Source organism: Streptomyces sp. DSM 118878 (assembly GCF_052936595.1).
The window spans coordinates 6,450,677-6,470,895 of sequence record NZ_CP193622.1 but is presented as its reverse complement, the minus strand read 5'-3'; the positions used below and the strand labels follow the sequence as shown (position 1 = coordinate 6,470,895).

Annotated in this window: 16 protein-coding genes; 7 read left to right on the top strand and 9 right to left on the bottom strand. The window is 69.9% G+C overall.

All coding sequences use genetic code 11. The features are described from left to right. Window positions 1–5: 5 nt before the first annotated feature. Window positions 6–1,208 (bottom strand): CobW family GTP-binding protein, encoded by a 1,203-nt coding sequence (locus ACRAKF_RS28720; protein ID WP_447040432.1) that lies wholly within the window; start codon window positions 1,206–1,208, stop codon window positions 6–8. 372 nt (window positions 1,209–1,580) lie between these two features. Between ACRAKF_RS28720 and ACRAKF_RS28715 the strand changes: the two genes are divergently transcribed. Both ACRAKF_RS28715 and ACRAKF_RS28710 read left to right on the top strand, forming a co-directional pair. Beyond that, complete coding sequence (locus ACRAKF_RS28715; protein WP_447040431.1) at window positions 1,581–2,144, top strand: DUF6082 family protein; 564 nt, start codon at window positions 1,581–1,583, stop codon at window positions 2,142–2,144. Between the two features lie 384 nt (window positions 2,145–2,528). Continuing rightward, complete coding sequence (locus tag ACRAKF_RS28710) at window positions 2,529–2,768, top strand: hypothetical protein (RefSeq protein ID WP_369213559.1); 240 nt, start codon at window positions 2,529–2,531, stop codon at window positions 2,766–2,768. Between the two features lie 38 nt (window positions 2,769–2,806). Here ACRAKF_RS28710 and ACRAKF_RS28705 read toward each other — a convergent pair whose 3' ends face one another. Beyond that, a complete protein-coding gene (locus tag ACRAKF_RS28705) occupies window positions 2,807–3,988 on the bottom strand; it encodes a citrate synthase/methylcitrate synthase (RefSeq protein ID WP_447040430.1) in 1,182 nt (393 codons plus the stop codon). Window positions 3,989–4,109: 121 nt separating this feature from the next. Here ACRAKF_RS28705 and ACRAKF_RS28700 point away from each other — a divergent pair, with 121 nt between their 5' ends. From ACRAKF_RS28700 to ACRAKF_RS28685, 4 genes are all read left to right on the top strand, one after another. Beyond that, a complete protein-coding gene (locus ACRAKF_RS28700) occupies window positions 4,110–5,378 on the top strand; it encodes a citrate synthase family protein (protein WP_447040429.1) in 1,269 nt (422 codons plus the stop codon). A 27-nt stretch (window positions 5,379–5,405) separates the two neighbouring features. Next, a complete protein-coding gene (locus ACRAKF_RS28695; RefSeq protein WP_447040428.1) occupies window positions 5,406–6,359 on the top strand; it encodes a sucrase ferredoxin in 954 nt (317 codons plus the stop codon). 191 nt (window positions 6,360–6,550) lie between these two features. Beyond that, complete coding sequence (locus ACRAKF_RS28690; RefSeq protein WP_447040427.1) at window positions 6,551–8,188, top strand: ATP-binding protein; 1,638 nt, start codon at window positions 6,551–6,553, stop codon at window positions 8,186–8,188. Continuing rightward, window positions 8,188–8,865 carry a response regulator gene (locus ACRAKF_RS28685; RefSeq protein ID WP_447042225.1) on the top strand — a complete coding sequence of 226 codons (678 nt, stop codon included), beginning with the start codon at window positions 8,188–8,190 and terminating at the stop codon, window positions 8,863–8,865. The genes ACRAKF_RS28690 and ACRAKF_RS28685 overlap by 1 nt, the downstream gene beginning before the upstream one ends. 40 nt (window positions 8,866–8,905) lie before the next feature. On the opposite strand, the gene ACRAKF_RS28680 is transcribed toward ACRAKF_RS28685, so the two are convergent. The 3 genes from ACRAKF_RS28680 to ACRAKF_RS28670 form a co-directional block, all read right to left on the bottom strand. Further along, the gene (locus ACRAKF_RS28680; RefSeq protein WP_447040426.1) at window positions 8,906–10,498 is read right to left on the bottom strand and encodes a solute symporter family protein; all 1,593 of its coding nucleotides are present in this window, start codon (window positions 10,496–10,498) and stop codon (window positions 8,906–8,908) included. Further along, on the bottom strand, window positions 10,495–11,061 hold the full coding sequence (locus ACRAKF_RS28675) for a DUF485 domain-containing protein (RefSeq protein ID WP_447040425.1): 567 nt from the start codon (window positions 11,059–11,061) through the stop codon (window positions 10,495–10,497). Before ACRAKF_RS28675 ends, ACRAKF_RS28680 begins: the two co-directional genes overlap by 4 nt. 140 nt (window positions 11,062–11,201) lie before the next feature. Next, a complete protein-coding gene (locus ACRAKF_RS28670) occupies window positions 11,202–13,325 on the bottom strand; it encodes a DNA gyrase/topoisomerase IV subunit B (RefSeq protein WP_447040424.1) in 2,124 nt (707 codons plus the stop codon). 439 nt (window positions 13,326–13,764) lie between these two features. On the opposite strand from ACRAKF_RS28670, the gene ACRAKF_RS28665 reads away from it, so the two are divergent. Continuing rightward, window positions 13,765–13,995: a DUF7455 domain-containing protein gene (locus tag ACRAKF_RS28665; RefSeq protein WP_062780115.1), complete on the top strand. Its 231-nt coding sequence runs from the start codon at window positions 13,765–13,767 to the stop codon at window positions 13,993–13,995. Window positions 13,996–14,151: 156 nt separating this feature from the next. Here the strand turns inward: ACRAKF_RS28665 and ACRAKF_RS28660 are convergent, their stop codons facing one another. From ACRAKF_RS28660 to ACRAKF_RS28645, 4 genes are all read right to left on the bottom strand, one after another. Continuing rightward, window positions 14,152–14,982 (bottom strand): S1 family peptidase, encoded by an 831-nt coding sequence (locus ACRAKF_RS28660; protein ID WP_447040423.1) that lies wholly within the window; start codon window positions 14,980–14,982, stop codon window positions 14,152–14,154. Window positions 14,983–15,115: 133 nt separating this feature from the next. Further along, window positions 15,116–16,657 (bottom strand): RNA polymerase sigma factor, encoded by a 1,542-nt coding sequence (locus ACRAKF_RS28655; protein WP_447040422.1) that lies wholly within the window; start codon window positions 16,655–16,657, stop codon window positions 15,116–15,118. Between the two features lie 441 nt (window positions 16,658–17,098). Continuing rightward, the gene (locus tag ACRAKF_RS28650) at window positions 17,099–17,986 is read right to left on the bottom strand and encodes a FadR/GntR family transcriptional regulator (protein ID WP_447040421.1); all 888 of its coding nucleotides are present in this window, start codon (window positions 17,984–17,986) and stop codon (window positions 17,099–17,101) included. A gap of 158 nt (window positions 17,987–18,144) precedes the next feature. After that, window positions 18,145–20,133: an ABC transporter ATP-binding protein gene (locus ACRAKF_RS28645; RefSeq protein WP_447040420.1), complete on the bottom strand. Its 1,989-nt coding sequence runs from the start codon at window positions 20,131–20,133 to the stop codon at window positions 18,145–18,147. Window positions 20,134–20,219: the final 86 nt, after the last annotated feature.

Sequence of the window (20,219 nt, the reverse complement as noted above, 5' to 3'; positions counted from 1 at the left end):
TGCACCTACTCGCGCCCAGGATCGACGTCCGCCGCCTCCTCGGCCTCCTCGGCCTCCTGCACGTAACGCAGCACGCCCCACATGCCCTGCTCGTCGGCGGTGTGCGGGGCGTCCGCGCGACACGCGTCGAGGCCCTTCTCCAGGCCTGCCACGTCGATGCCCGATCCGATGAGCACCAGTTGGGTCAGCCGCGGCTCGTCGGGGCCCCAGGGCTCCGGGTAGAACCGCAGGAACCGCCCCACCGCGTGCACGGCGTACCGGTTCCGCGGATCGGAGGCGCCGAAATCCACGTAGCCCTTGATGCGGTAGAGCCCTTCCGGCCTGCTGTCCAGCAGAGCCATGAGGGGACGCGGGCCGAGAGGCGCCTCCGAGGTGAAGGAGAGGCTCTCGTAGGCGGAGTGCAGGTGATGGGCGTGGGCATGAGCATGGGCCCGGGAATGGTCGTGGGAATGCGCCCGGGAATGGTCGCGGACGTCGTGAGGACAGCCGCCTTCAGCGGAACAGCACCCCTCAGCGGACCACTCGTCTTCGGCGTCCCCCTCCTGGACAGCCGCCGCATCGTCGTCCCGCAGATCGTCGAAGGAGAGCTGCCCGACCCGCTCCCCCACGGGCGCCCGGTCGAAGAACAGCTCCACGTCGACGCGCCCGTACGAGGCGGCGACGACGGCCGCGCGCCCGGCGAGACCACGGACGACGTCGAGTACGCGCGCACGCTCCGCCTCGGGCACCCGGTCGGTCTTGTTGACGACGACGAGATCGGCGATGCCCAGGTGCCGGTTCACCTCGGGATGCCGCTCCCGGGTCGCATCGAACTCGGCGGCGTCGACGACCTCGACGAGCCCCCCGTACACGACGTTCGGGTTCTCACTGGCGAGCAGCATCTTGACGAGCTCCTGCGGCTCGGCGAGCCCGCTGGCCTCGATGACGATGACGTCGATCCGGGCTGCGGGCCGCGCGAGCCGCTCCAGGTACTCGTCGAGCTCACTGGCGTCCACGGCGCAGCACAGGCAGCCGTTGCCGAGCGAGACGGTGGAGTCACCGAGCTGTCCGGCGACCGACATGGCGTCGATCTCGATCGACCCGAAGTCGTTGACGATCGCCCCGATACGGGTGCCGCCGCTGCGGTGCAGCAGATGGTTGAGCAGGGTGGTCTTGCCGGAGCCGAGGAACCCGGCGAGGACGACGACGGGAATCTGCCGCTTGTTCACAACCGTGGGCCCCTCGCACCGACACTCGTACGGGCGTCGGTGAATTCCGTACGACGAATGAGACGGAGCCAGGATATGCGCGGTGCGCGGCGCGGGAGCCACACGGATGCGCGTGGAAAAGCGGCGCCACGTGCGCGTGGAGGGGCCACGAAGTGAACGATTGTTAGCGGCGCTCGCGGGGCACACATTGGGCACGGCGCCGGGATGTGCGACCACCGCTTCCTTCCGTGCGCCTCCTCTCCGCCTCCCCCGCCGATCAGAGCCGCTCGGCACCCTGGGAGACGGCAAGCGCACCGCCCATCGCTCGCCGGTCCGCTCCCTGTCGACCGCACCCCGACGACCGGCGGACGGTCGCCTAAATCGGGGGTTGACATGCTCACTAAAAGGTTCGCCGCCGGAGGTCTCCGGCCCGCCGTCGCGGCCGGGGTCGGCCTCGTGGCGGGAGCCATCGGCGCCCTGACCGCACAGCGCCACACCATCGAGGCGCTGCGCATCCGCCTCGAACGACTGGAACAGACCGCGCACAACCAGCACCACACCAACCTGGCGATGCAACAGCGCCTGCACTGGGAGCTGTTGAGCAAGGCGATGGACGACCAGGACCTGGCCGAGGTCCTGAACACCTACGAGGAAGACGTCACGCCGCAGCGACACCGCCAGTACCTCTTCGCCAATGCCCTGTACACGAATCTGCTTTTCTACCATCGCGTGGGAAATATCGACCGCGACGAATTCTTCGGGTTCGTGCGCGGAATCTTCCAGAACCCGATCGTCAGGGAGTACTGGAACGCGGGCAGACACCACAGGGCCACCATCGCGGACGCCTCCGACGAAGCCCGGCTCGGACGCCTGGTGGACGACCTCCTGATGCAACTGGAGGAGGCCGACATCGACGAATGGTGGGTCATCGGCGAGCCACCGAGCAGGGAAGCCTGAGAAAGAAAGCCGCAGCTCGCCGAGGCCCCGCGAGACTGCGGCACACTTCCCCGCCTCCTCGCGCCGCCCGGCGCCCCCGCCCGCTTCCGCGCCCCTGGTCGCGCCGTTCACGGCCATCACGCGGACGGGTGAGAAACCAGGGCGGGCACCGATCGTTCACTAAATGCCAACTTGGGCTGCTGACTGCGCGGACCGCGCAAGAAGCGGACCGCGCAAGAAATCACCCCGTCAGAACCGACGCCCCACGCCGCCGGCATGCCCACGAGGACGCCCGGTCAGTCTCAGTGTCAGCGCGTCACCTTGCGACCACGTCAGCTTGAGACGACGTCACCTTGCGACCACGTCAGCTTGAGACCACGTCACCTTGCGACCAGAGGGAAAACAGTGAGCCACATCATCCGTCGGATCGGCGCTTCTCCACGCGCGCGAGGCAGCGTATCCGGACAGAACTGCCCGGATATCTTCGAATTGTCCGACGGAGATTTCGCGGTGATCGGAACAGACGCCACCGCGAAACTCGATGCCGAACTCCCCTCGGACGCGTCCCGGGGCGACTACGAGCGCATCGTCATCGTCACCAGGGAAACACTGCTGCGCGCCAAGGCCGATATCCCCGACAGCTGACCCCGGGGCACGTCGAAGCCCGCCCGGCGACGTGATTCCTACGTCGCCGAAGCCGACGGCACCGCAACCGGCGGCTCCTCCCCCACGTACCGTGCCGCCGGGCGGATGATTTTCGGGTCACGCGCCTGCTCAAGGATGTTGGCCCCCCAACCCACCACCCGCGCACAAGCGAACGTCGGCGTGAACATCTCCCGTGGCAGCCCGCACAGCTCCATGACGACGCCCGCGTAGAACTCCACGTTCGTGTGCAGTTCCCGCCCGGGCTTCAGTTCGGCGAGGATCGCCTCGACCTGGCGCTCGACCTCCACGGCGAACTCCACCAGGTCACCGCCGAACTCTCGCGCGATCCCCCGCAGCATGCGCGAACGCGGGTCCTCCGTGCGGTAGACGGGGTGCCCGAAGCCCATGATGCGATCGCCCGCGAGAACCCGTTCGCGGATCCAGCCGTCAATGCGGTCAGCAGTGCCGATGGCGTCCAGGGTGTCGAGGGCCCGGCTCGGCGCACCGCCGTGCAAGGGGCCGGACAGCGCGCCGACCGCACCGACCAGGCAGGCCGCCACGTCCGCACCGGTCGAGGTGATGACCCGAGCCGTGAACGTCGACGCGTTGAATCCATGATCAATGGTTGAGATCAAGTACTGCTCGATCGCCCGCGCACGGGCCGCGTCCGGTGCGGAACCGGTCATCATGTAGAGGTAGTTGGCGGCGTACGACAGGTCCTCGCGCGGTTCCACCGGCTGGAGCCCCTGGCCGAGCCGGTACAGCGCGGTGAGCAGCGTCGGCACCACCGCGGACGCGGCCAGGGCGTCCGCGCGGCGGTGGTCGTCGTCGATGTCGTACACCGGACGCAGCCCCTTCGACGCCCCGAAGAGCGACAGGGCGGTACGCAGCCCGGAGAGCGGACCCGAGAGCACGCCGGCGCGCGCGATCGCGGGCAACGCCTCGCGCACCTCGACGGGCAGGTGCCGCAGCGACGCGGTGTGCGCGGCGAAGGCCGCGCTCCGACCGGCGTCCGGCAGCTCACCGTGGAACATCAGGTGCCATACGTCCTCGAAGCTTCGCTTCTGCGCGAGCTCGACGGCCGAGTACTGGCGGTAGTGGTAGAAGCCCTCATATCCCCGCACGTCCCCGAGTTGGGTCTCGGTGACCACGACACCCGCGAGTCCTCGTGGGACCTCGACGGGCTCGGTGGGGACGGCGGCGGAGCCATTGATCGGCATGTTGTTCCTCGACTTCCTCCCTGGACTTGATTCGACTGTCCATGCTTGACTGAACTTGTGTCAATATTGATTGGATCAATATGTACATCCACATACTGCCGCGGCGGATACGGTGGCGCCCATGACGGAGCAAGGAACCGCGCCCGAGGGTCGGCGGCTGAGCACCAAAGAGGCCGCCGAGCTGCTCGGCGTGAAGCCCGAGACCGTGTACGCGTACGTGAGCCGGGGCCAGCTGAGCAGCCGCCGCGGCCCGGGGTCCCGGGGCAGCACGTTCGATCCGGGAGAGGTCGAGGCGCTGGCCCGCAGGAATCGGCGGGAGCCCGCGGCGTCGGCCACGGGCGACCAGCTCTCCGTACGCACCCGCATCACGCTCATCGACGGCGACCGCTACTACTTCCGCGGGGTCGACGCCGTGCGGCTGGCGCTGGACCACTCCTACGAAGAGGTCGCCGAGTGGCTGTGGACCGGTGTCCTGCGCCCGGGCATCGAGTTCACCGCCCCCAAGGAGACCGTCTCCGCGGCCCGTAGGGCCGTCGGCGCGCTCCCCGAGCACAGCGGCCCGACCGACCGGCTGCGTGTGGCGGCCATCTCCGCCGCTGTAGCCGACCCCCTCCGCTTCGACCTCTCCGAAGAGGCCGTCATCGGCACCGGCCGTACGTTGATCCCGACCCTCGTCGCCGCGCTCCCGCCGGTACCGTCAGGCCGCCACGACGACGGCCCGCTGGCCCGACGCCTGTGGACACGGTTGACCGGCATCAAGCCCGACGAGGCCTCGCTGCACATCCTGGACACCGCCCTGGCCCTGCTCGTCGACCACGATCTCGCGGCGTCCACCCTCGCCGTCCGGGTCGCCGCATCGGCACGCGCCCACCCCTACGCGGCCGTGTCGGCGGGGCTCGGCGTCCTTGAGGGCCCTCTGCACGGCGCGGCCAGCGGTATGGCCCACCGTATGCTCCTGGACGTACTCGACCGGGGCAGCGCGGCTCCAGTGGTCGCCGACGAACTCCGCGCAGGCCGTCGCGTACCCGGCCTCGGCCACCGTCTCTACACCGGCGAGGACCCGCGCGCGCAGGCGTTGTTCGCCCTCCTGGAGAACAGGCCCAAGGCGGCTCCCGCCCTCGCCGCGGCCCGCGACGTCGTGGCCACCACCGCCCGCCACACCGATCTGCGGGCCAACGTCGACCTCGCCCTCGCCGTCCTCACCGCCTCCTCCGGGATGCCGGCGGAGGCGGGCGAGACGATCTTCGCGGTGGCCCGTACGGCGGGCTGGATCGCACACGCCCTGGAGGAGTACGACGAACGCCCGCTGCGGATGCGCCCGAGCGGCCAGTACGTGGGGCTGCGCCCGCCCCGGGCGATGCCCTCGCCGGATGAGGCGCCAAAGGCCTGAAGAGACCCGCGGGTTAGGCTCGCCCGCGTGAGCACCTGCGCGACCACCTCCCGAGAACTGGACGAGCCTCTCGCGGGCACCGCCGCCACCGCCAGAACGTGGCTCCTGATCGAGCAGCAGGGCCCCTGGGGCGCGAAAGCGCTGACGGGCAGCCACCTCGACACCGAGCTCGGACGCGCCCTGGAGACGGCCGCACAGGGGACCGGCGTCCGCGTGGCGCTCATCCGCCGCCCCGGCCCGCACGCCGACGGCCGGACGGCGTCCCGGCGCCAGGTGTACGTGGCCCATGCCGTCCCCGGCCGCACCTGGCTGCGCTCGTACGTGACGGAGGACCCGCGGCGGCTGCTCGACCTCGATTTCGCCGCCCTCGGCGCGGGCGACCACGGCGGCTTCGGCACCCCGTACACCGGCGCCCCGCTGGCTCTCGTCTGCACCAACGGCAAACGGGACCGCTGCTGTGCCCTGCTCGGCAGGCCGCTCGCCGCCGAGCTGGCCGCCGCGGGCGAGGAGGGCGTCTGGGAGATCACGCATCTGGGCGGACATCGCTTCGCGCCCACGGTGCTGGTCCTGCCGTACGGCTACGCGTACGGCAGGACCGAGGCGCACGCCGTCAAGGAAATCCTCGCGGCGGTGCGCATGGACCGCGTGGTCCTCAAGGGCTGCCGGGGCAACTCCGCGTGGGAACGGCCCGGGCAGGCGGCCGAGCTCGCGGTGCGCGCGACGACGGGCGAGGACGCCGCGGGAGCCCTGGACGTCGTCGGCACCCGGGAGGCGGACGGCGGCTGGGAGGTGTTCGTCGCCCACACCGACGGCCGCCGCTGGCAGGTCACGGTCACATCCGGCGCCTCGCTTCCGCCCCGCCCGGAAAGCTGCGGCGCGGCCCTCAAGACGCCGGCGCGAATGGACGTGGTGGCGGTCCGGGAGCTTCCGGCCGAGCCTGCCGACGCGGACGGCGGGCCTCCGGGCACGACGGGCCCGTAGACACCGAGGCAGGCGGAGACGGCGAACCCGCGAGGCGATGGCTGGACCCGACCGCGCCGGACCGACGGCCGGGCACGCGGTGATTCCGCGATTCCGCAGCCGCGCCCCAAGTGGACTCGGCAGCTCCGCGCACGAGATCCCCGCCACACCGGCTTCGGAGTACCCCGCTCACGGCCGTACCGTTCGTACACATGAGCCCGACCTCTCCCGCGCGACGCCTCCGCCTCGGTCTGCCGAGGCGCGTGTTCTCGCAGGTGCTGCTGATGCAGCTGGCGATCGCCGCCGGGGTGGCGGTGCTTGCCACCGGACTCTTCCTCGCACCGCTCGGCGATCAGCTCGACGACCAGGCGATGCGTCGCGCGCTCGCCATCGCGCAGACGACGGCGGCCCACCCGGAGATGGCCAAGGACCTGGAGGCCTCGCGGCCCGCCGCCGACGGGCCCGTCCAGACGGCGGCCGACCGAATCCGCAGGGCCAGCGGCGCCGAGTACGTCGTCATCATGAACAAGGAAGGCGTGCGCTGGTCACACACCGATCATGACCAGATCGGCAAGGTCGTCTCGACGGACCCCAGTGACGCGATCGCGGGCCGCGAGGTCATGGAGATCGACAACGGCACCCTGGGCCGCTCGGCGCGCGGCAAGGTGCCGCTGCGGGACGCCGACGGGGACATCGTGGGCGCGGTCTCCGTGGGCATCGAGTACGACAGCGTGCGGGCCATCCTGATCCACTCCATCCCGGGACTGCTCGCCTACGCGGGTGGCGCGCTCGCCGTCGGCGCGATCGCCGCGTATCTGATCTCGCGGCGGGTCCAGCGGCAGACCCGTGACCTGGCCTTCTCCGACATCTCGGCCTTGCTGGCGGAACGGGAAGCCATGCTGCACGGCATCCGCGAAGGGGTCGTGGCCCTGGACCGCGACGGCCGGGTCCGGCTGCTCAACGACGAGGCCCAGCGGCTGCTCGGCCTCGGCGAGGAGGCGATCGGGCAGCCGCTGGACGAGGCGCTGGGCTCCGGGCGCACCACGGACGTCCTGGCAGGCCGGGTCACCGGCACCGACCTGTTGACCGTCCGCGGACAGCGCGTACTGGTCGCCAACCGGATGCCCACCGACGACGGAGGCGCCGTCGCCACCCTCCGTGACCGCACGGAACTGGAGCAGCTCGGCCGTGAGCTCGACTCCACCCGCGGCCTCATCGACGCCCTGCGCGCCCAGGACCACGAGCACGCCAACCGTATGCACACGCTTCTTGGTCTGCTCGAACTGGAGATGTACGAGGAGGCCGCCGAGTTCGTCGGCGAGGTCGCCGGCGCCCACCGGGTGACCGCCGAGCAGATCACGGAGAAGATCCACGATCCGCTGCTCGCGGCCCTCCTGGTCGGCAAGGCCACGGTCGCCGCGGAGCGTGGCGTCACGCTGTCCGTGCCGTCGGACACCGCGCTGCCGGACCGGCTCGTCGATCCCGGCGGCCTCGTCACGATCGTCGGCAACCTCGTCGACAACGCGCTGGACGCCGCCGCGGGCACCGGCCACGCACGCGTGGAGGTCGCTGTGCGGGCCGAGAACCGTTCCGTCGTCCTCAGGGTGCGCGACACCGGGCCCGGGGTGCCCGCCGAGCGGCGCGAAACGATCTTCACCGAGGGGTGGACCACCAAGGAGCCGCCCGCGCACGGCAAGCGCGGCATCGGCCTCGCCCTGGTCCGCAGGCTCGCCCAGCGTCAGGGCGGCAGCGCGCGGGTCGGCGAAGCGCCCGAGGGAGGCGCGGAGTTCACCGTGGTTCTGCCCGAAGCGCTCACGGAGTCCGCGTTCGCCGCCACGGAGGAAGCATGATGATCGAGGTCCTTGTCGTGGACGACGACGTCCGGGTCGCGGACGTCAACGCCGCCTATGTCGCGAAGATCCCCGGCTTCCGCGTGGCGGCGAAGGCACACAACGCCACCGAGGCGCTGCGGCTCGTCGATGAGGTCCCCGTGGACCTGGTGCTTCTCGACCACTACCTGCCCGACGAGACGGGTCTGTCGGTCGTCCGAAGGCTGCGTGAGCGCGGGCACCAGACCGACGTGATCATGGTGACGGCGGCGCGCGACGTGGCCACGGTCCAGGCGGCGATGCGGCATGGCGCGCTCCAGTACCTGGTCAAGCCGTTCTCCTACGCGGGCCTGCGCGCCAAGCTCGACGCGTACGCGACGCTGCGCCGCACGCTGGACGGCGGGGGCGAGGCCGAGCAGGCCGAGGTCGACAAGATCTTCGGCGCCCTGTCGGCGACTCCGGCGCCGGAGCTGCCCAAGGGCCACTCCCCCACCACGGCGGAGCTCGTACGACGGGCTCTGATGGCCGCTGAGGGCCCTCTCTCCGCGGCGGAGCTGGCGGACCTCACCCAGCTGAGCCGGCAGACGGCACAGCGCTATCTGAAGCTCCTGGAGCGCACGGGCCGGGTCAGGCTGAGCCTCAAGTACGGCGACACGGGCCGCCCCGAACACCGCTACGAGTGGGCCGCGAGCGGCTAGCCCCATCCCGCCGACAGGGAATCGTCCCCGCAGGGAATCGTCACGCCGCTCCAGCTCCCGTCAGCGACCGCACCTCCGTCTCCGCGTGCTTGGCCTCGTCCGCCGGTTCGCGCGAGGTCACCGTGCCGAGCCAGCCCGTGAGGAAGCCGAGCGGGATGGAGACCAGGCCGGGATTCTCCAGAGGGAAGTACTGGAAGTCCAGGCCCGGAAAGAGTGAGCCGGACCCCCCGGAGACCACGGGCGAGAGCACGACGAGCACGAGCGCGGGCAGCAGCCCTCCGTACACCGACCACACCGCGCCCCGCGTGGTGAAGTTCCGCCAGAACAGCGAGTACAGCAGCACCGGCAGATTGGCGGAGGCCGCGACCGCGAAGGCGAGCCCCACGAGGAAGGCGACGTTGAGATCGCGGGCCAGCAGTCCGAGCCCGATCGCGGCCACGCCGATGCCGACCGCGGCGATACGTGCCACCGCCACCTCGCCGCGCGGCTTCGCGTGACGCCGCCGCAAGGACGCGTAGAGGTCATGGGCCACCGACGCCGAGGAGGCCAGCGTGATCCCCGCGACCACGGCGAGGATGGTGGCGAACGCGATGGCGGCGACGACCGCGAACAGAACCGTCCCCCCGGTGGAGTCCGCGCCGCCGCCCAGGTCCAGGGCCAGCAGCGGAATCGCCGTATTGCCCGCGGCGTTCGACCCCCGCACCGCGTCGGAGCCCACGATCGCGGCCGCACCGAACCCGAGCACGATCGTCATCAGATAGAAGCCGCCGATGAGACCGATGGACCAGACGACCGAACGGCGGGCGGCCCGCGCGGTCGGCACGGTGTAGAAGCGGGACAGGATGTGCGGCAGCCCCGCGGTGCCGAGCACCAGCGCGAGCCCGAGGCTGATGAAGTCGAGCCGCGCCGTCCAGTCGCCGCCGTACTTCAGCCCGGGCGCGAGGAACCGCTCGCCATGGCCACTGCGGTCGGCGGCCGAACGCAGCAGCTGATCGAAGTCCCCGTGAAAACGCATCAGCACCAGCACGGTCAGCACGATGGCGCCACCCATCAGCAGGACCGCCTTGACGATTTGAATCCACGTGGTGGCGCGCATCCCCCCGAACGACACATAGATCACCATGAGCGCGCCGACGCCGATCACCGTCCAGGACTGCGCCGCCCCGCTCGTCCCACCGAGCAGCAGCGCCACCAGCGAACCGGCCCCCACCATCTGCGCCACCAGATAGAGAACGGACACGGTCACCGAGGAAGTTCCCGCCGCGATCCGCACCGGACGCTCCCTCATCCGCGCTGCGACGACGTCGGCCAGCGTGAACCGCCCGCAGTTGCGCACCAGTTCGGCCACCAGGAACAGAATGACCAGCCAGGCGACCAGAAAGCCCACCGAGTACAGCATCCCGTCGTACCCGAACAGGGCGATCAGACCGGAGATGCCGAGGAACGACGCGGCCGACATGTAGTCACCGGCGATGGCGAAACCGTTCTCCATGGGGGTGAAGAGCCGTCCCCCCGCATAGAACTCCTCGGCCGAGCCACGCCGGCTCCGGCTCGCCCACGTCGTGATCGCGAGCGTGACGGCCACGAAGGCGCCGAACAGCAGCAGGCCGAGGGTCTGATGGCCGCCGGTCATCGCTCGGCCCCCGGCCCCCGGCCCGCGACCTGCTCCCGGCCCCAGTCCTGCTCCCGGCTTCTGTCCTGCTCCCGTTTCTGCTCCAGCACCAACCACCGCAGATCAAGCGCGGCCCGGTCCCTGCACAACCGCGCATGCCGGGTATACGCCCAGGTCAGCAGGAACGTGGTGAGAAACTGCCCGAGCCCCGCCAGCATCGCCACGTTCACGGCTCCGGCAACGGGACGCGCCATCAGCCCGGGAGCCGCCGTCGCGGTCACGACGTACGCCGCGTACCACGTGAAGAAGGCGGCGACTCCCGGGAAGACGAACCGCCGATACCGCCTGCGCACCTCCTGGAAGGCAGCACTGCGCTGCACTTCCAAGTAGATGTCCGCCGGGTCCGCGCTCGGCCGCCCGACGAAGCCCGGTGGATCAGCGACGGAGACCGGCGTGCCGGTGCCGTCCAGCTCCCCCCAGCCGGAAGCAAGCGCGTCGTACCAGGGGTCTCTCGGGCCGTTGACGCGACTACGCCCCGCGCTGCCCCGGCCCGTTCCGGCATCGGGCACGTCGTGCTTCTCCACCGAACTCTCCTTGCCCGCGGCTCCATTCGGCCGCGGGCACAAGAATGGACAGAACGGGAAGATCCCTGACTCTTCTCTCCGTGCTCTTCACCCCATCAGGTGAAACATCATCTTGTGTGTTCACCTCGTAAAGGCGCCCGCTAGGCGTCGATGCGCGAGCGGTCCAGCGTCGCCGCGGAACTGGTGATGAACTCCTTGCGGGGCGCGACGTCATTGCCCATCAGAAGGTCGAAGACCTGTTCGGCGGAGTCCAGGTCGGAGATGTTGATCCGGCGCAGGGTGCGGAAGCGCGGGTCCATCGTGGTCTCGGCGAGCTGGTCGGCGTCCATCTCGCCCAGGCCCTTGTAGCGCTGGATGGAGTCCTTGTAGCGCACGTTCTTGCGCTGAAGCTCGAGCAGCGTCTCGCGCAGCTCCCGGTCGGAGTACGTGTAGATGTACTTGTCCTGGCCCTTCTTGGGCTGGCTCAGCTCGATCCGGTGCAGCGGCGGCACCGCGGCGAACACGCGGCCCGCCTCGACCATGGGGCGCATGTAGCGCTGGAAGAGGGTCAGCAGCAGGATCCGGATGTGCGCGCCGTCGACGTCGGCGTCGACCAGCAGGATGATCTTCCCGTAGCGGGCCGCGTCGATGTCGAAGGTCCGCCCCGACCCTGCCCCTATGACCTGGATGATCGCGCCGCATTCGGCGTTCTTCAGCATGTCCGTGACGGACGCCTTCTGCACGTTGAGGATCTTGCCGCGGATCGGCAGCAGCGCCTGGAACTCGGAGTTCCGCGCCAGCTTGGCCGTGCCGAGCGCGGAGTCTCCCTCCACGATGAAGAGCTCGCTGCGCTCCACGTCGTCGCTGCGGCAGTCCGCCAGCTTCGCCGGCAGCGAGGAGGACTCCAGGGCCGTCTTGCGGCGCTGGGCGTCCTTGTGCTGGCGGGCGGCGATACGCGTGCGCGCCGCGGCCACGGCCTTGTCCATCACGGCCCTGGCCTGCGCCTTCGCGTCCCGCTTGGTGGACGTGAGGAACGCCTTGAGTTCCTTGGCGATGACGTTCGCCACGATGCGGTTGGCGGCAGAGGTGCCGAGGACCTCCTTGGTCTGTCCCTCGAACTGCGGCTCGGCGAGACGGACCGTGACCACCGCGGTAAGGCCCTCGAGGGCGTCGTCCTTGACGATGTCGTCCTCGGCCACCCGCAGCACCTTCTGGCTGCGCATCGCTTCGTTCATCGTCTTGGTCAGCGAACGCTCGAAGCCGCTCACATGGGTGCCGCCCTTGGGGGTGGCGATGATGTTCACGAAGGACCGGATCTTCGAGTCGTAGCCGGTGCCCCAGCGCATCGCCACGTCCACGGTGAGCTCACGGGTGACCTCGGTGGGGGACATCTGGCCGTGCTCGTCCAGGACCGGCACCGTCTCCTTGAAGGTGCCCTGCCCGGTGAACCGCAGGACGTCACAGACCGCCTTGTCCTGGGCCAGGTACTCACAGAACTCGCTGATGCCGCCGTCGAAGCGGAAGGATTCCTCGCCCTTCGAGCCGCCGTCGCCCAGGCCGAGCTCGTCGCGCACCACGATCGTCAGCCCCGGGACCAGGAAGGCGGTCTGCCGGGCCCGCTGGTGGAGGTTCTCCAGCGACAGCTTGGCGTCCTTCAGGAAGATCTGCCGGTCCGCCCAGTAGCGCACGCGCGTGCCGGAACGCGCCTTGGGGATCTTCTTGACCTTGGTGAGCTTCGCCGACGAGTCGAAGGCGGCCTCCGGGCCCGACTTCGCGAAGGCGCCGGGGACACCCCGCCGGAAGCTGATCGCGTGCGTGTGCCCGGCGCGGTCGACCTCGACGTCGAGGCGCGCGGACAGGGCGTTCACCACGGAGGCGCCCACGCCGTGCAGGCCGCCGGAGGCCGCGTACGAGCCACCGCCGAACTTGCCGCCCGCGTGCAGCTTGGTCATGACGACCTCGACTCCGGAGAGGCCGGTTTTGGGCTCGACATCCACCGGGATGCCACGACCGTTGTCCCGCACCTCCACGGAGGCGTCATCGTGGAGGATGACCTCGATGTGGTCGCAGTACCCGCCCAGGGCCTCGTCCACGGAGTTGTCGATGATCTCCCACAGGCAGTGCATCAGACCACGGCTGTCCGTGGACCCGATGTACATGCCAGGGCGCTTGCGGACCGCCTCCAGTCCCTCCAGGACGAGGAGATGCCGCGCGGTGTAGTTGGAACCGTCCCGGTCTGCTCCGGTCAGCAACGCTGTGGACGGCACGGACGTATCGGCGGTCACGCGGTTCGCTCCTCGCTGAATTTCAAAGGGGGCCCTTTGGGGTAAGGACTCGGCTGCGGTTCCCCGTCAGAGGGTACCGAGGCCTGGTAGAGCCGTTGTAACGCCACCCTCGGCTCAACTCAGACTAGTCCAGACTCGCATACGCGTTCGATCGCTCGATGGAGTGAAGCGCACGTCACGTTCCCTTCGAGGCATGAACCATTTAGGCTCCGGGCACGTCCTCATGAACGACCGGCAAGCCAGCCGGGAGGACCTGACCTGACAGACAGCGCGAAACCGTAAGACTCGTAAGAGACGCAATACGGCACATTCGCCGCCAACCGGCAACGGACAACCTCTCGGAAGAAATTTTCGAGGAAAAGCCACGAGCGGGAACGTTTTCGGCCTGGTTGGATGTTGACCCTGGTACGACAGCTCGTCGAGCTAGAGAAGAGGCGACGTGACTACTGTTCTGACCCCCGCGAGCCCCCTGACGGCCGCTGATCGCTGCGACCGCTGCGGCGCCCAGGCATACCTGCGCGTCGTCCTGTTGAGCGGCGGTGAACTGCTCTTCTGCGCCCACCACGGTCGCAAGTTCGAGCCGGAACTCAAGAAGATCGCCGCTGAGATACAGGATGAGACGGAGCGCCTGACCGCCGTTCCGGAGACCACATCCGAAGAGGAACGCTGACACCTCGCAACCACGACGAGCCAGCTCCGGCGCACCAGGCCGGCGACGGGCGGCGGCCCCTGCCCTACAGCAGGGGCCGCCGCCCGCTCTCGTCACAGGGGCCTCTGAGCCCCTTCTCAGGCCTACCGCACCGCCCCCTCCGGACGGCTTGTGGCGTCAGCCACGCGCGCGGACGACTTTGGCGGCGTCCGAGATCCGCGTGTAGACACCAGGGCGTCCTGGGCGGCCACAGCCGCTCCCCCAGGACACCAGGCCGATGAGTCGGCCCTGGGCGACGAGCGGCCCGCCGCTGTCCCCCTGGCAGGCGTCCTTGCCGCCTTGCGGCTCACCGGCACACAGCATGGTCGTGGCCAGGTACTTCCCGTCGACGCTGCCCGGGTACGCCTGCTCACACACCGTGTCGGCGAGGACGTGCACCTTCGCCGCGTGCAGCGAGCGCGCGTACTGCCCACTCCCCGTGGTGTCCCCCCAGCCGTAGACGGCGGCCTCCGTCCCCGCCCGATAGGCGGCGTCGCCCTGGCCCGCCATGGGAATCACGTACGACTCCGGCAGCGGGTCCGCCAGGGTCAGCGCCGCCACGTCGCCGGAGTTGGTGGAGCTGTTGTACTCCGGGTTGGTCTTGACGCCGCTCACGGTGATCTCGCTGCCCTCGGAGGTTCGCAGGTCGTTGCGCCCCGCGATGACCTTCAGGTCCCGCACCTCGCTCAGCGGCACGCCGAGCACGCCGGCGCTCACGCAGTGGGCCGCCGTGAGAACCGTTGTCCGGCCGACCACGGCCCCGCCGCAGAACTGCCCCGATCGGGTGCCCCCGAACCGGTCACGGCTGGCGATCGCCACCACCCAGGGATGGTCGGACACCTGGACCGGGCCGCCCCCGATGACCACGCTGTCGGCTGCCGCGGGCCCTGGGGCGGCCAGCGGCAGCACGGCGGCCCCGGCCGCCAGGGCCACTGCCCCCGTCCATGCTCGGATGATGTGACCACGCATGCGATCTCCTCACTCTGGGCTCCAACGCCTACCCAGAGTCATGCACAGTCACAGTGCGCGCACCCGCGCGAAAGGCCCGAAACCTCGAAAGAGGGATCGGGCCTTTCGGTCGCGCGGTGGTGTCTGCTGTCGCCTAGTCCAGGTAGTCGCGCAGGACCTGGGATCGCGACGGGTGACGCAGCTTCGACATCGTCTTCGACTCGATCTGGCGGATGCGCTCACGCGTCACTCCGTAGACCTTGCCGATCTCGTCGAGGGTCTTGGGCTGGCCGTCCGTGAGACCGAAGCGCATGGAGACCACGCCCGCCTCACGCTCGGACAGGGTGTCCAGGACCGAGTGCAGCTGCTCCTGGAGGAGCGTGAAGCTGACCGCATCAGCCGGAACGACCGCCTCGGAGTCCTCGATGAGGTCACCGAACTCGCTGTCGCCGTCCTCACCGAGGGGGGTGTGGAGGGAGATCGGCTCACGGCCGTACTTCTGGACCTCGATGACCTTCTCCGGGGTCATGTCGAGTTCCTTGGCCAGCTCCTCCGGGGTGGGCTCGCGGCCCAGGTCCTGGAGCATCTGGCGCTGGACACGGGCCAGCTTGTTGATGACCTCGACCATGTGCACCGGGATACGGATGGTGCGGGCCTGGTCGGCCATGGCACGGGTGATCGCCTGACGGATCCACCAGGTGGCGTACGTGGAGAACTTGTAGCCCTTGGTGTAGTCGAACTTCTCGACCGCGCGGATCAGACCGAGGTTGCCCTCCTGGATGAGGTCCAGGAAGAGCATGCCGCGGCCGGTGTAGCGCTTGGCCAGGGAGACCACCAGACGGAGGTTGGCCTCCAGGAGGTGGTTCTTGGCGCGGCGCCCGTCCTCGGCGATGATCTCCAGCTCGCGCTTGAGTTTCGGGGCGAGCTTGTCGGCGTTGGCCAGCTTGTCCTCGGCGAACAGGCCGGCCTCGATGCGCTTGGCGAGTTCGACCTCCTGCTCGGCGTTGAGGAGCGGGACCTTGCCGATCTGCTTCAGGTAGTCCTTGACCGGGTCGGCGGTGGCACCGGCGGCGGCGACCTGCTGGGCCGGCGCGTCGTCCTCGTCCTCGTCGGAGAGTACGAAGCCCTGGGCGCCTTCCTCGGCCGGCTCACCCTCGGCGGGCTTGCCGGCTGCGGGCGTCTCGTCGGTCGCCTCGTCGTCCAGGAGCTCGTCGGCGTCCTTCTTGGACGTGGTCTTCTTTGCCGCCGTCTTCTTGGCGGCGGTCTTCTTCGCGACGGCCTTCTTCGCCGTCGTCTTCTTGGCTGCGACCTTCTTCGCGGGCGCGTCGTCGGCGTCATCCGCGGTCGGCGCCTCAGTGGCGGCCGTGGCGGTGGGTTTCGCCGTGACGGTCTTGGCCGCGACCGTCTTGGTCGCGGTGCGCTTGACCGGGCTCTTCGCTGCGACGCTCTTGCGGGGGCGCTTGGGCTCCGCGGCACTGACCATCAGCGTCACACCCTCTTCCTCGAGGATCTGGTTGAGGCTGCGCAGAACGTTCTTCCACTGGGTGGCCGGAATCTGGTCAGCTTCGAAGGCACGACGCACGTCATCGCCGGCGATCTGCCCATCGGCCTTTCCCCGCTCGATGAGCGCCATGACAGAGACGGATTCGGCGATCTCCGGCGGGAGCGTACGGGATGTGCTGGCCGACACGAACAACCTCTCGGAACGTTGGAAAACGGCTTCCGGCCCCGTCCATTGTGGACCGGAGCCGACGACCGGCGGCAGGGGATTGGGCCGACGGCGCGGGCGGGGGCCGGGGAGCTCCACAGCGTCACGAACGACCGCTGTATTCCCTCCTCGGCTATCACCTCTTAGGTCATCGCGCTGTTCCTTGGAGCGTTACGCCCAATCCACGTGGCCCGAGTCACACCCCGTAAGTGATCAAAACCATCTATATACGGCCAGAACCTACCTATACGCATGCACGAATGATCCCCCGATACCCCACGAAACAATCCTTGCGATCTCGCCGCCGGACCGCGCCGAGCCCATGGGAGCCCGCGGCGATCCGGCGACACCTGCCGAGCGGAACCGTTCACTCAGAAGCGACGGAACACGGCGGCGAGGCGCGCGCACGACGGCGGCGTGAGAACGCGGTCAGTGCTCGCGGGGGGCGGGGACGACGCGCTCCACCTCGGGGTGGACGGTGAGGAGCTGCCGCATGGCGGCCTCGGCACCGGCACCGTCGCCCGCCGCGAGGGCGTCGACGACGCGGGAGTGGTGGACCAGGGAGCTCTCGCTGGGCCGGTCACAACCAGTGACCGGCCCGCCCGACACCTGGAGGGCGGCCGAGACGATGCCGGACAGGTGCTCGAGCATGCGGTTGCCGGCAACCTGGATGAGCAGCGAGTGGAACTCGGCGTCGGCACGGGAGAAGGTCAGCGCGTCACCCTGCGCCAAGGCGTGGCCCATGATCTCGACCATGTCGGCGAGGCGCTGCTGCACCTCCTCGCGGCCGTGCCCCGCGGCGAGGCGGGCGGCGAGCGGCTCGATCATCCAGCGGAGCTCTCCGAGCTCGCGGCGCTGGTCGTCGCGCTGCGGCCCGAAGGCCCGCCACTCGATGATGTCCGGGTCCAGGAGGTTCCAGTCGCTGACGGGACGCACGCGCGTGCCGACGTTGGGGCGGGCGCTGACCAGGCCCTTGGCCTCCAGCACCCGCAGCGACTCGCGGACGACGGTGCGGGAGACCTCGAAGCGCTGGCCGATCTCCTCGGGGACGAGCGGGCGGTCGGCGCCGAGGTCGCCGGAGACGATCATCTGGCCGAGCTGTTGGACGAGCTGGCCGTGCAGCCCGCGGCCGCGGCTGCCCGCGGCGCGCCGGCCCACACGCCCCAGGTCCTGGTCTGGGCCGTCCCACACGGGGGCGACTACGCGGTCCCGGCCATGGGACTCCGCGTAGGGATAGCGGTCGAGGTCGCCCGGACCCGAGAGACCGGAGTCGGCGGAGCGGGCGGTGGACATCATGGTGTGCGCAAGGGTACTCACGGATCAGTTGTCGGCGTGGCCCCCAACTCCCTTGAGGTCTTTGGTGAAAAGCACACGAAAGGGTGATCGCTCACCCCGCCGCAATTGACGCCTTATCGGAAAGAAATGAGCGTCGTACGGGAGTTGCGCGCAGGCCCGCCGCCGAGGGCACCGGACGGTCATCCTCGGACCCTGCTGCGCACCGTGGTGAGCAGATACGCACAGAGCAGGGTGGTCAGCGACAACATCAGTGCAGTACCCACGGGTTGGGTGATCATGCGAACCCCGGCCGCCAGATAGCGTTCACTGCCGAACGGCCACTGAACCAGCGCGAGATTCCGCAGCCGCCCCGGAAACCCTGCCGCCGACCGCACAGCAGTCCCCTCAACGGCCTTCTGTACGAGTGGCACCACGAGGATCGGCACCGCGAGCACCGCGGCAAGCCCAGCAGTGGTGGAACGGAACACTCCGGCGGCCAACACCCCCGCCCACGCACATCCCACCAACATGGCCGCCCAACTCGCGCTCAACACGGGCCACTCAGCGGGAACTCTGGAGATCTCCTCTCCGTATACAAGGTGGAGCAACGCGGCGTCGGTACCCACCGCGAGCATGCCGAGCAGCAGCGCCGTGGCGGCGGCGACGAGCAGCTTGGCGGCGAGCAGACCCAGCCGGCGCGGGACGGTGCCCCGGTCCGTCGCGAGGGCGGGGTGCCGGAACTCATCGCCGAAGGCGAGCGCACCCAGCAGCCCGGCACCCAGGGCTGCGGGCGGCAGCGGAAGTTCGCTCGGCCAGGCCGCCAACAGGCGGGGCCTCGGTGTATGCCCGACCCTCGCCAGGAAAAGGCTGACCACGGCAGACGCGGCGAGAACGGCCGCCAGGGTGAAGTAACCAGTGCCGACACCTGCGAGGCGACGCAGTTCATAGTGCAGGGGGCGCAGGGGTGTGCGCCCTGGCCGGACGGTGATGGGGGGCGGCAGAGCGGAGACGGGGTTCACGGGGGTGGGGTTCACGGGGGTGGGAGGGGGCGAGGGGGGTGATACCTCCGGCTTCGACCCCGGCTCCGGAATCTGCTTCGGCTTCGGCTCGGGATTCAGCTCCGGCTTCGGCTCCGGCTTCGGCTCCGGTTCCGCATCAGGTTCCTGCTTCGGCGTCGGCGTCGGCTTCGGCGTCGGCGTCGGCGTCGGCGTCGGCTTCGGCGTCGGCGTCGGCTTCGGCGTCGGCGTCGGCTTCGGCGTCGGCTTCGGCTTCGGCTTCGGCTTCGGCTGAGTTGGCGGGCCGGAAGGGGATGACGGGCCCGCGTCGCCGAGCTCGTCGGCGAGTTGGTGGACGAGGATGCCGTGGCGGTAGGCGGTTTCGCCCACTTCGGCACAGTTGCTGCCGTATACGGAAAGCCTGTTGCCCTCCTCCTTGACCACCTCGATGGGCTGTCGTGCCGCGCGGGCTTCCTTGGTGAGGAGCGCGCCGAGGCGGGCCGCATGGGGGGTGAGGACGGCGACGCGGGGGCGGAGCCTGGTCCGTGCGAAGTCCGTGGCTTCCTGGTCCGCGATGAGCCGCCCCGCGTCCAGGGTGACGACGCGGTCGGCGGTTCGCGCTGCTTCTTTGGGATCGCCGGTGGTGAACAGGACCGTGCCGCCCCGGCTCGCGTGGCCACGCAGGATCTCGTGGAGCCAGGCACCTTCCCTGGCCGAGAGTCCGTCGGCAGGGCCGTCGAGGACGAGGGTGTGCGGGTCGGCGAGCAGTGCGCAGGCCAGACCGAGGCGGCGGTCCATGCCGCGCGACAGGGTGCCGAGGCGCTGGTCCCGGAGGCTGACGAGGCCGACGGCCTCGAGGACGTCGTCCGCACGTCCGGTGGGCACCGCGACGGCGGCACACAGCATCCGCAGGTGATTGCGGACCGACCGCGCGGGATGGCCCGGGACCTCGCCCAGGAGGACGCCGACCTCGCGCGAGGGCTGGGCGATGCGGTGGAGCGGGCGCCCTCTGAAGTACGTGACACCGCGGCCTTGTTGGAGTTCGAGCATGAGCCGCAACGCCGTGGTCTTGCCGGCGGCCTCGGCGCCGAGCAGCGCCGTGACACGGCCGGCGTGTGCCTCGAAGGACACGTCGTCGACGGCGGGCGGGAGCTCCTGGCGGGGATTGCTGGTCAGTCCGATGGCCTGGATCATCGCTTCTCTCGCAGGATGTGCGACCGCTCGGCGGCCGGGGCCCGTCCTCCACCGGAAGAGGGGGACGAACCCCGCGGGTACCACAG

Coding starts and splice junctions, on each gene's coding strand:
- ACRAKF_RS28660 (WP_447040423.1), bottom strand. CDS start 14,982: ATGCGTGGTCACATCATCCGAGCATGGACGGGGGCAGTGGCCCTGGCG.
- ACRAKF_RS28700 (WP_447040429.1), top strand. CDS start 4,110: ATGACGGAGCAAGGAACCGCGCCCGAGGGTCGGCGGCTGAGCACCAAA.
- ACRAKF_RS28715 (WP_447040431.1), top strand. CDS start 1,581: ATGCTCACTAAAAGGTTCGCCGCCGGAGGTCTCCGGCCCGCCGTCGCG.
- ACRAKF_RS28680 (WP_447040426.1), bottom strand. CDS start 10,498: ATGACCGGCGGCCATCAGACCCTCGGCCTGCTGCTGTTCGGCGCCTTC.
- ACRAKF_RS28685 (WP_447042225.1), top strand. CDS start 8,188: ATGATCGAGGTCCTTGTCGTGGACGACGACGTCCGGGTCGCGGACGTC.
- ACRAKF_RS28645 (WP_447040420.1), bottom strand. CDS start 20,133: ATGATCCAGGCCATCGGACTGACCAGCAATCCCCGCCAGGAGCTCCCG.
- ACRAKF_RS28705 (WP_447040430.1), bottom strand. CDS start 3,988: ATGCCGATCAATGGCTCCGCCGCCGTCCCCACCGAGCCCGTCGAGGTC.
- ACRAKF_RS28690 (WP_447040427.1), top strand. CDS start 6,551: ATGAGCCCGACCTCTCCCGCGCGACGCCTCCGCCTCGGTCTGCCGAGG.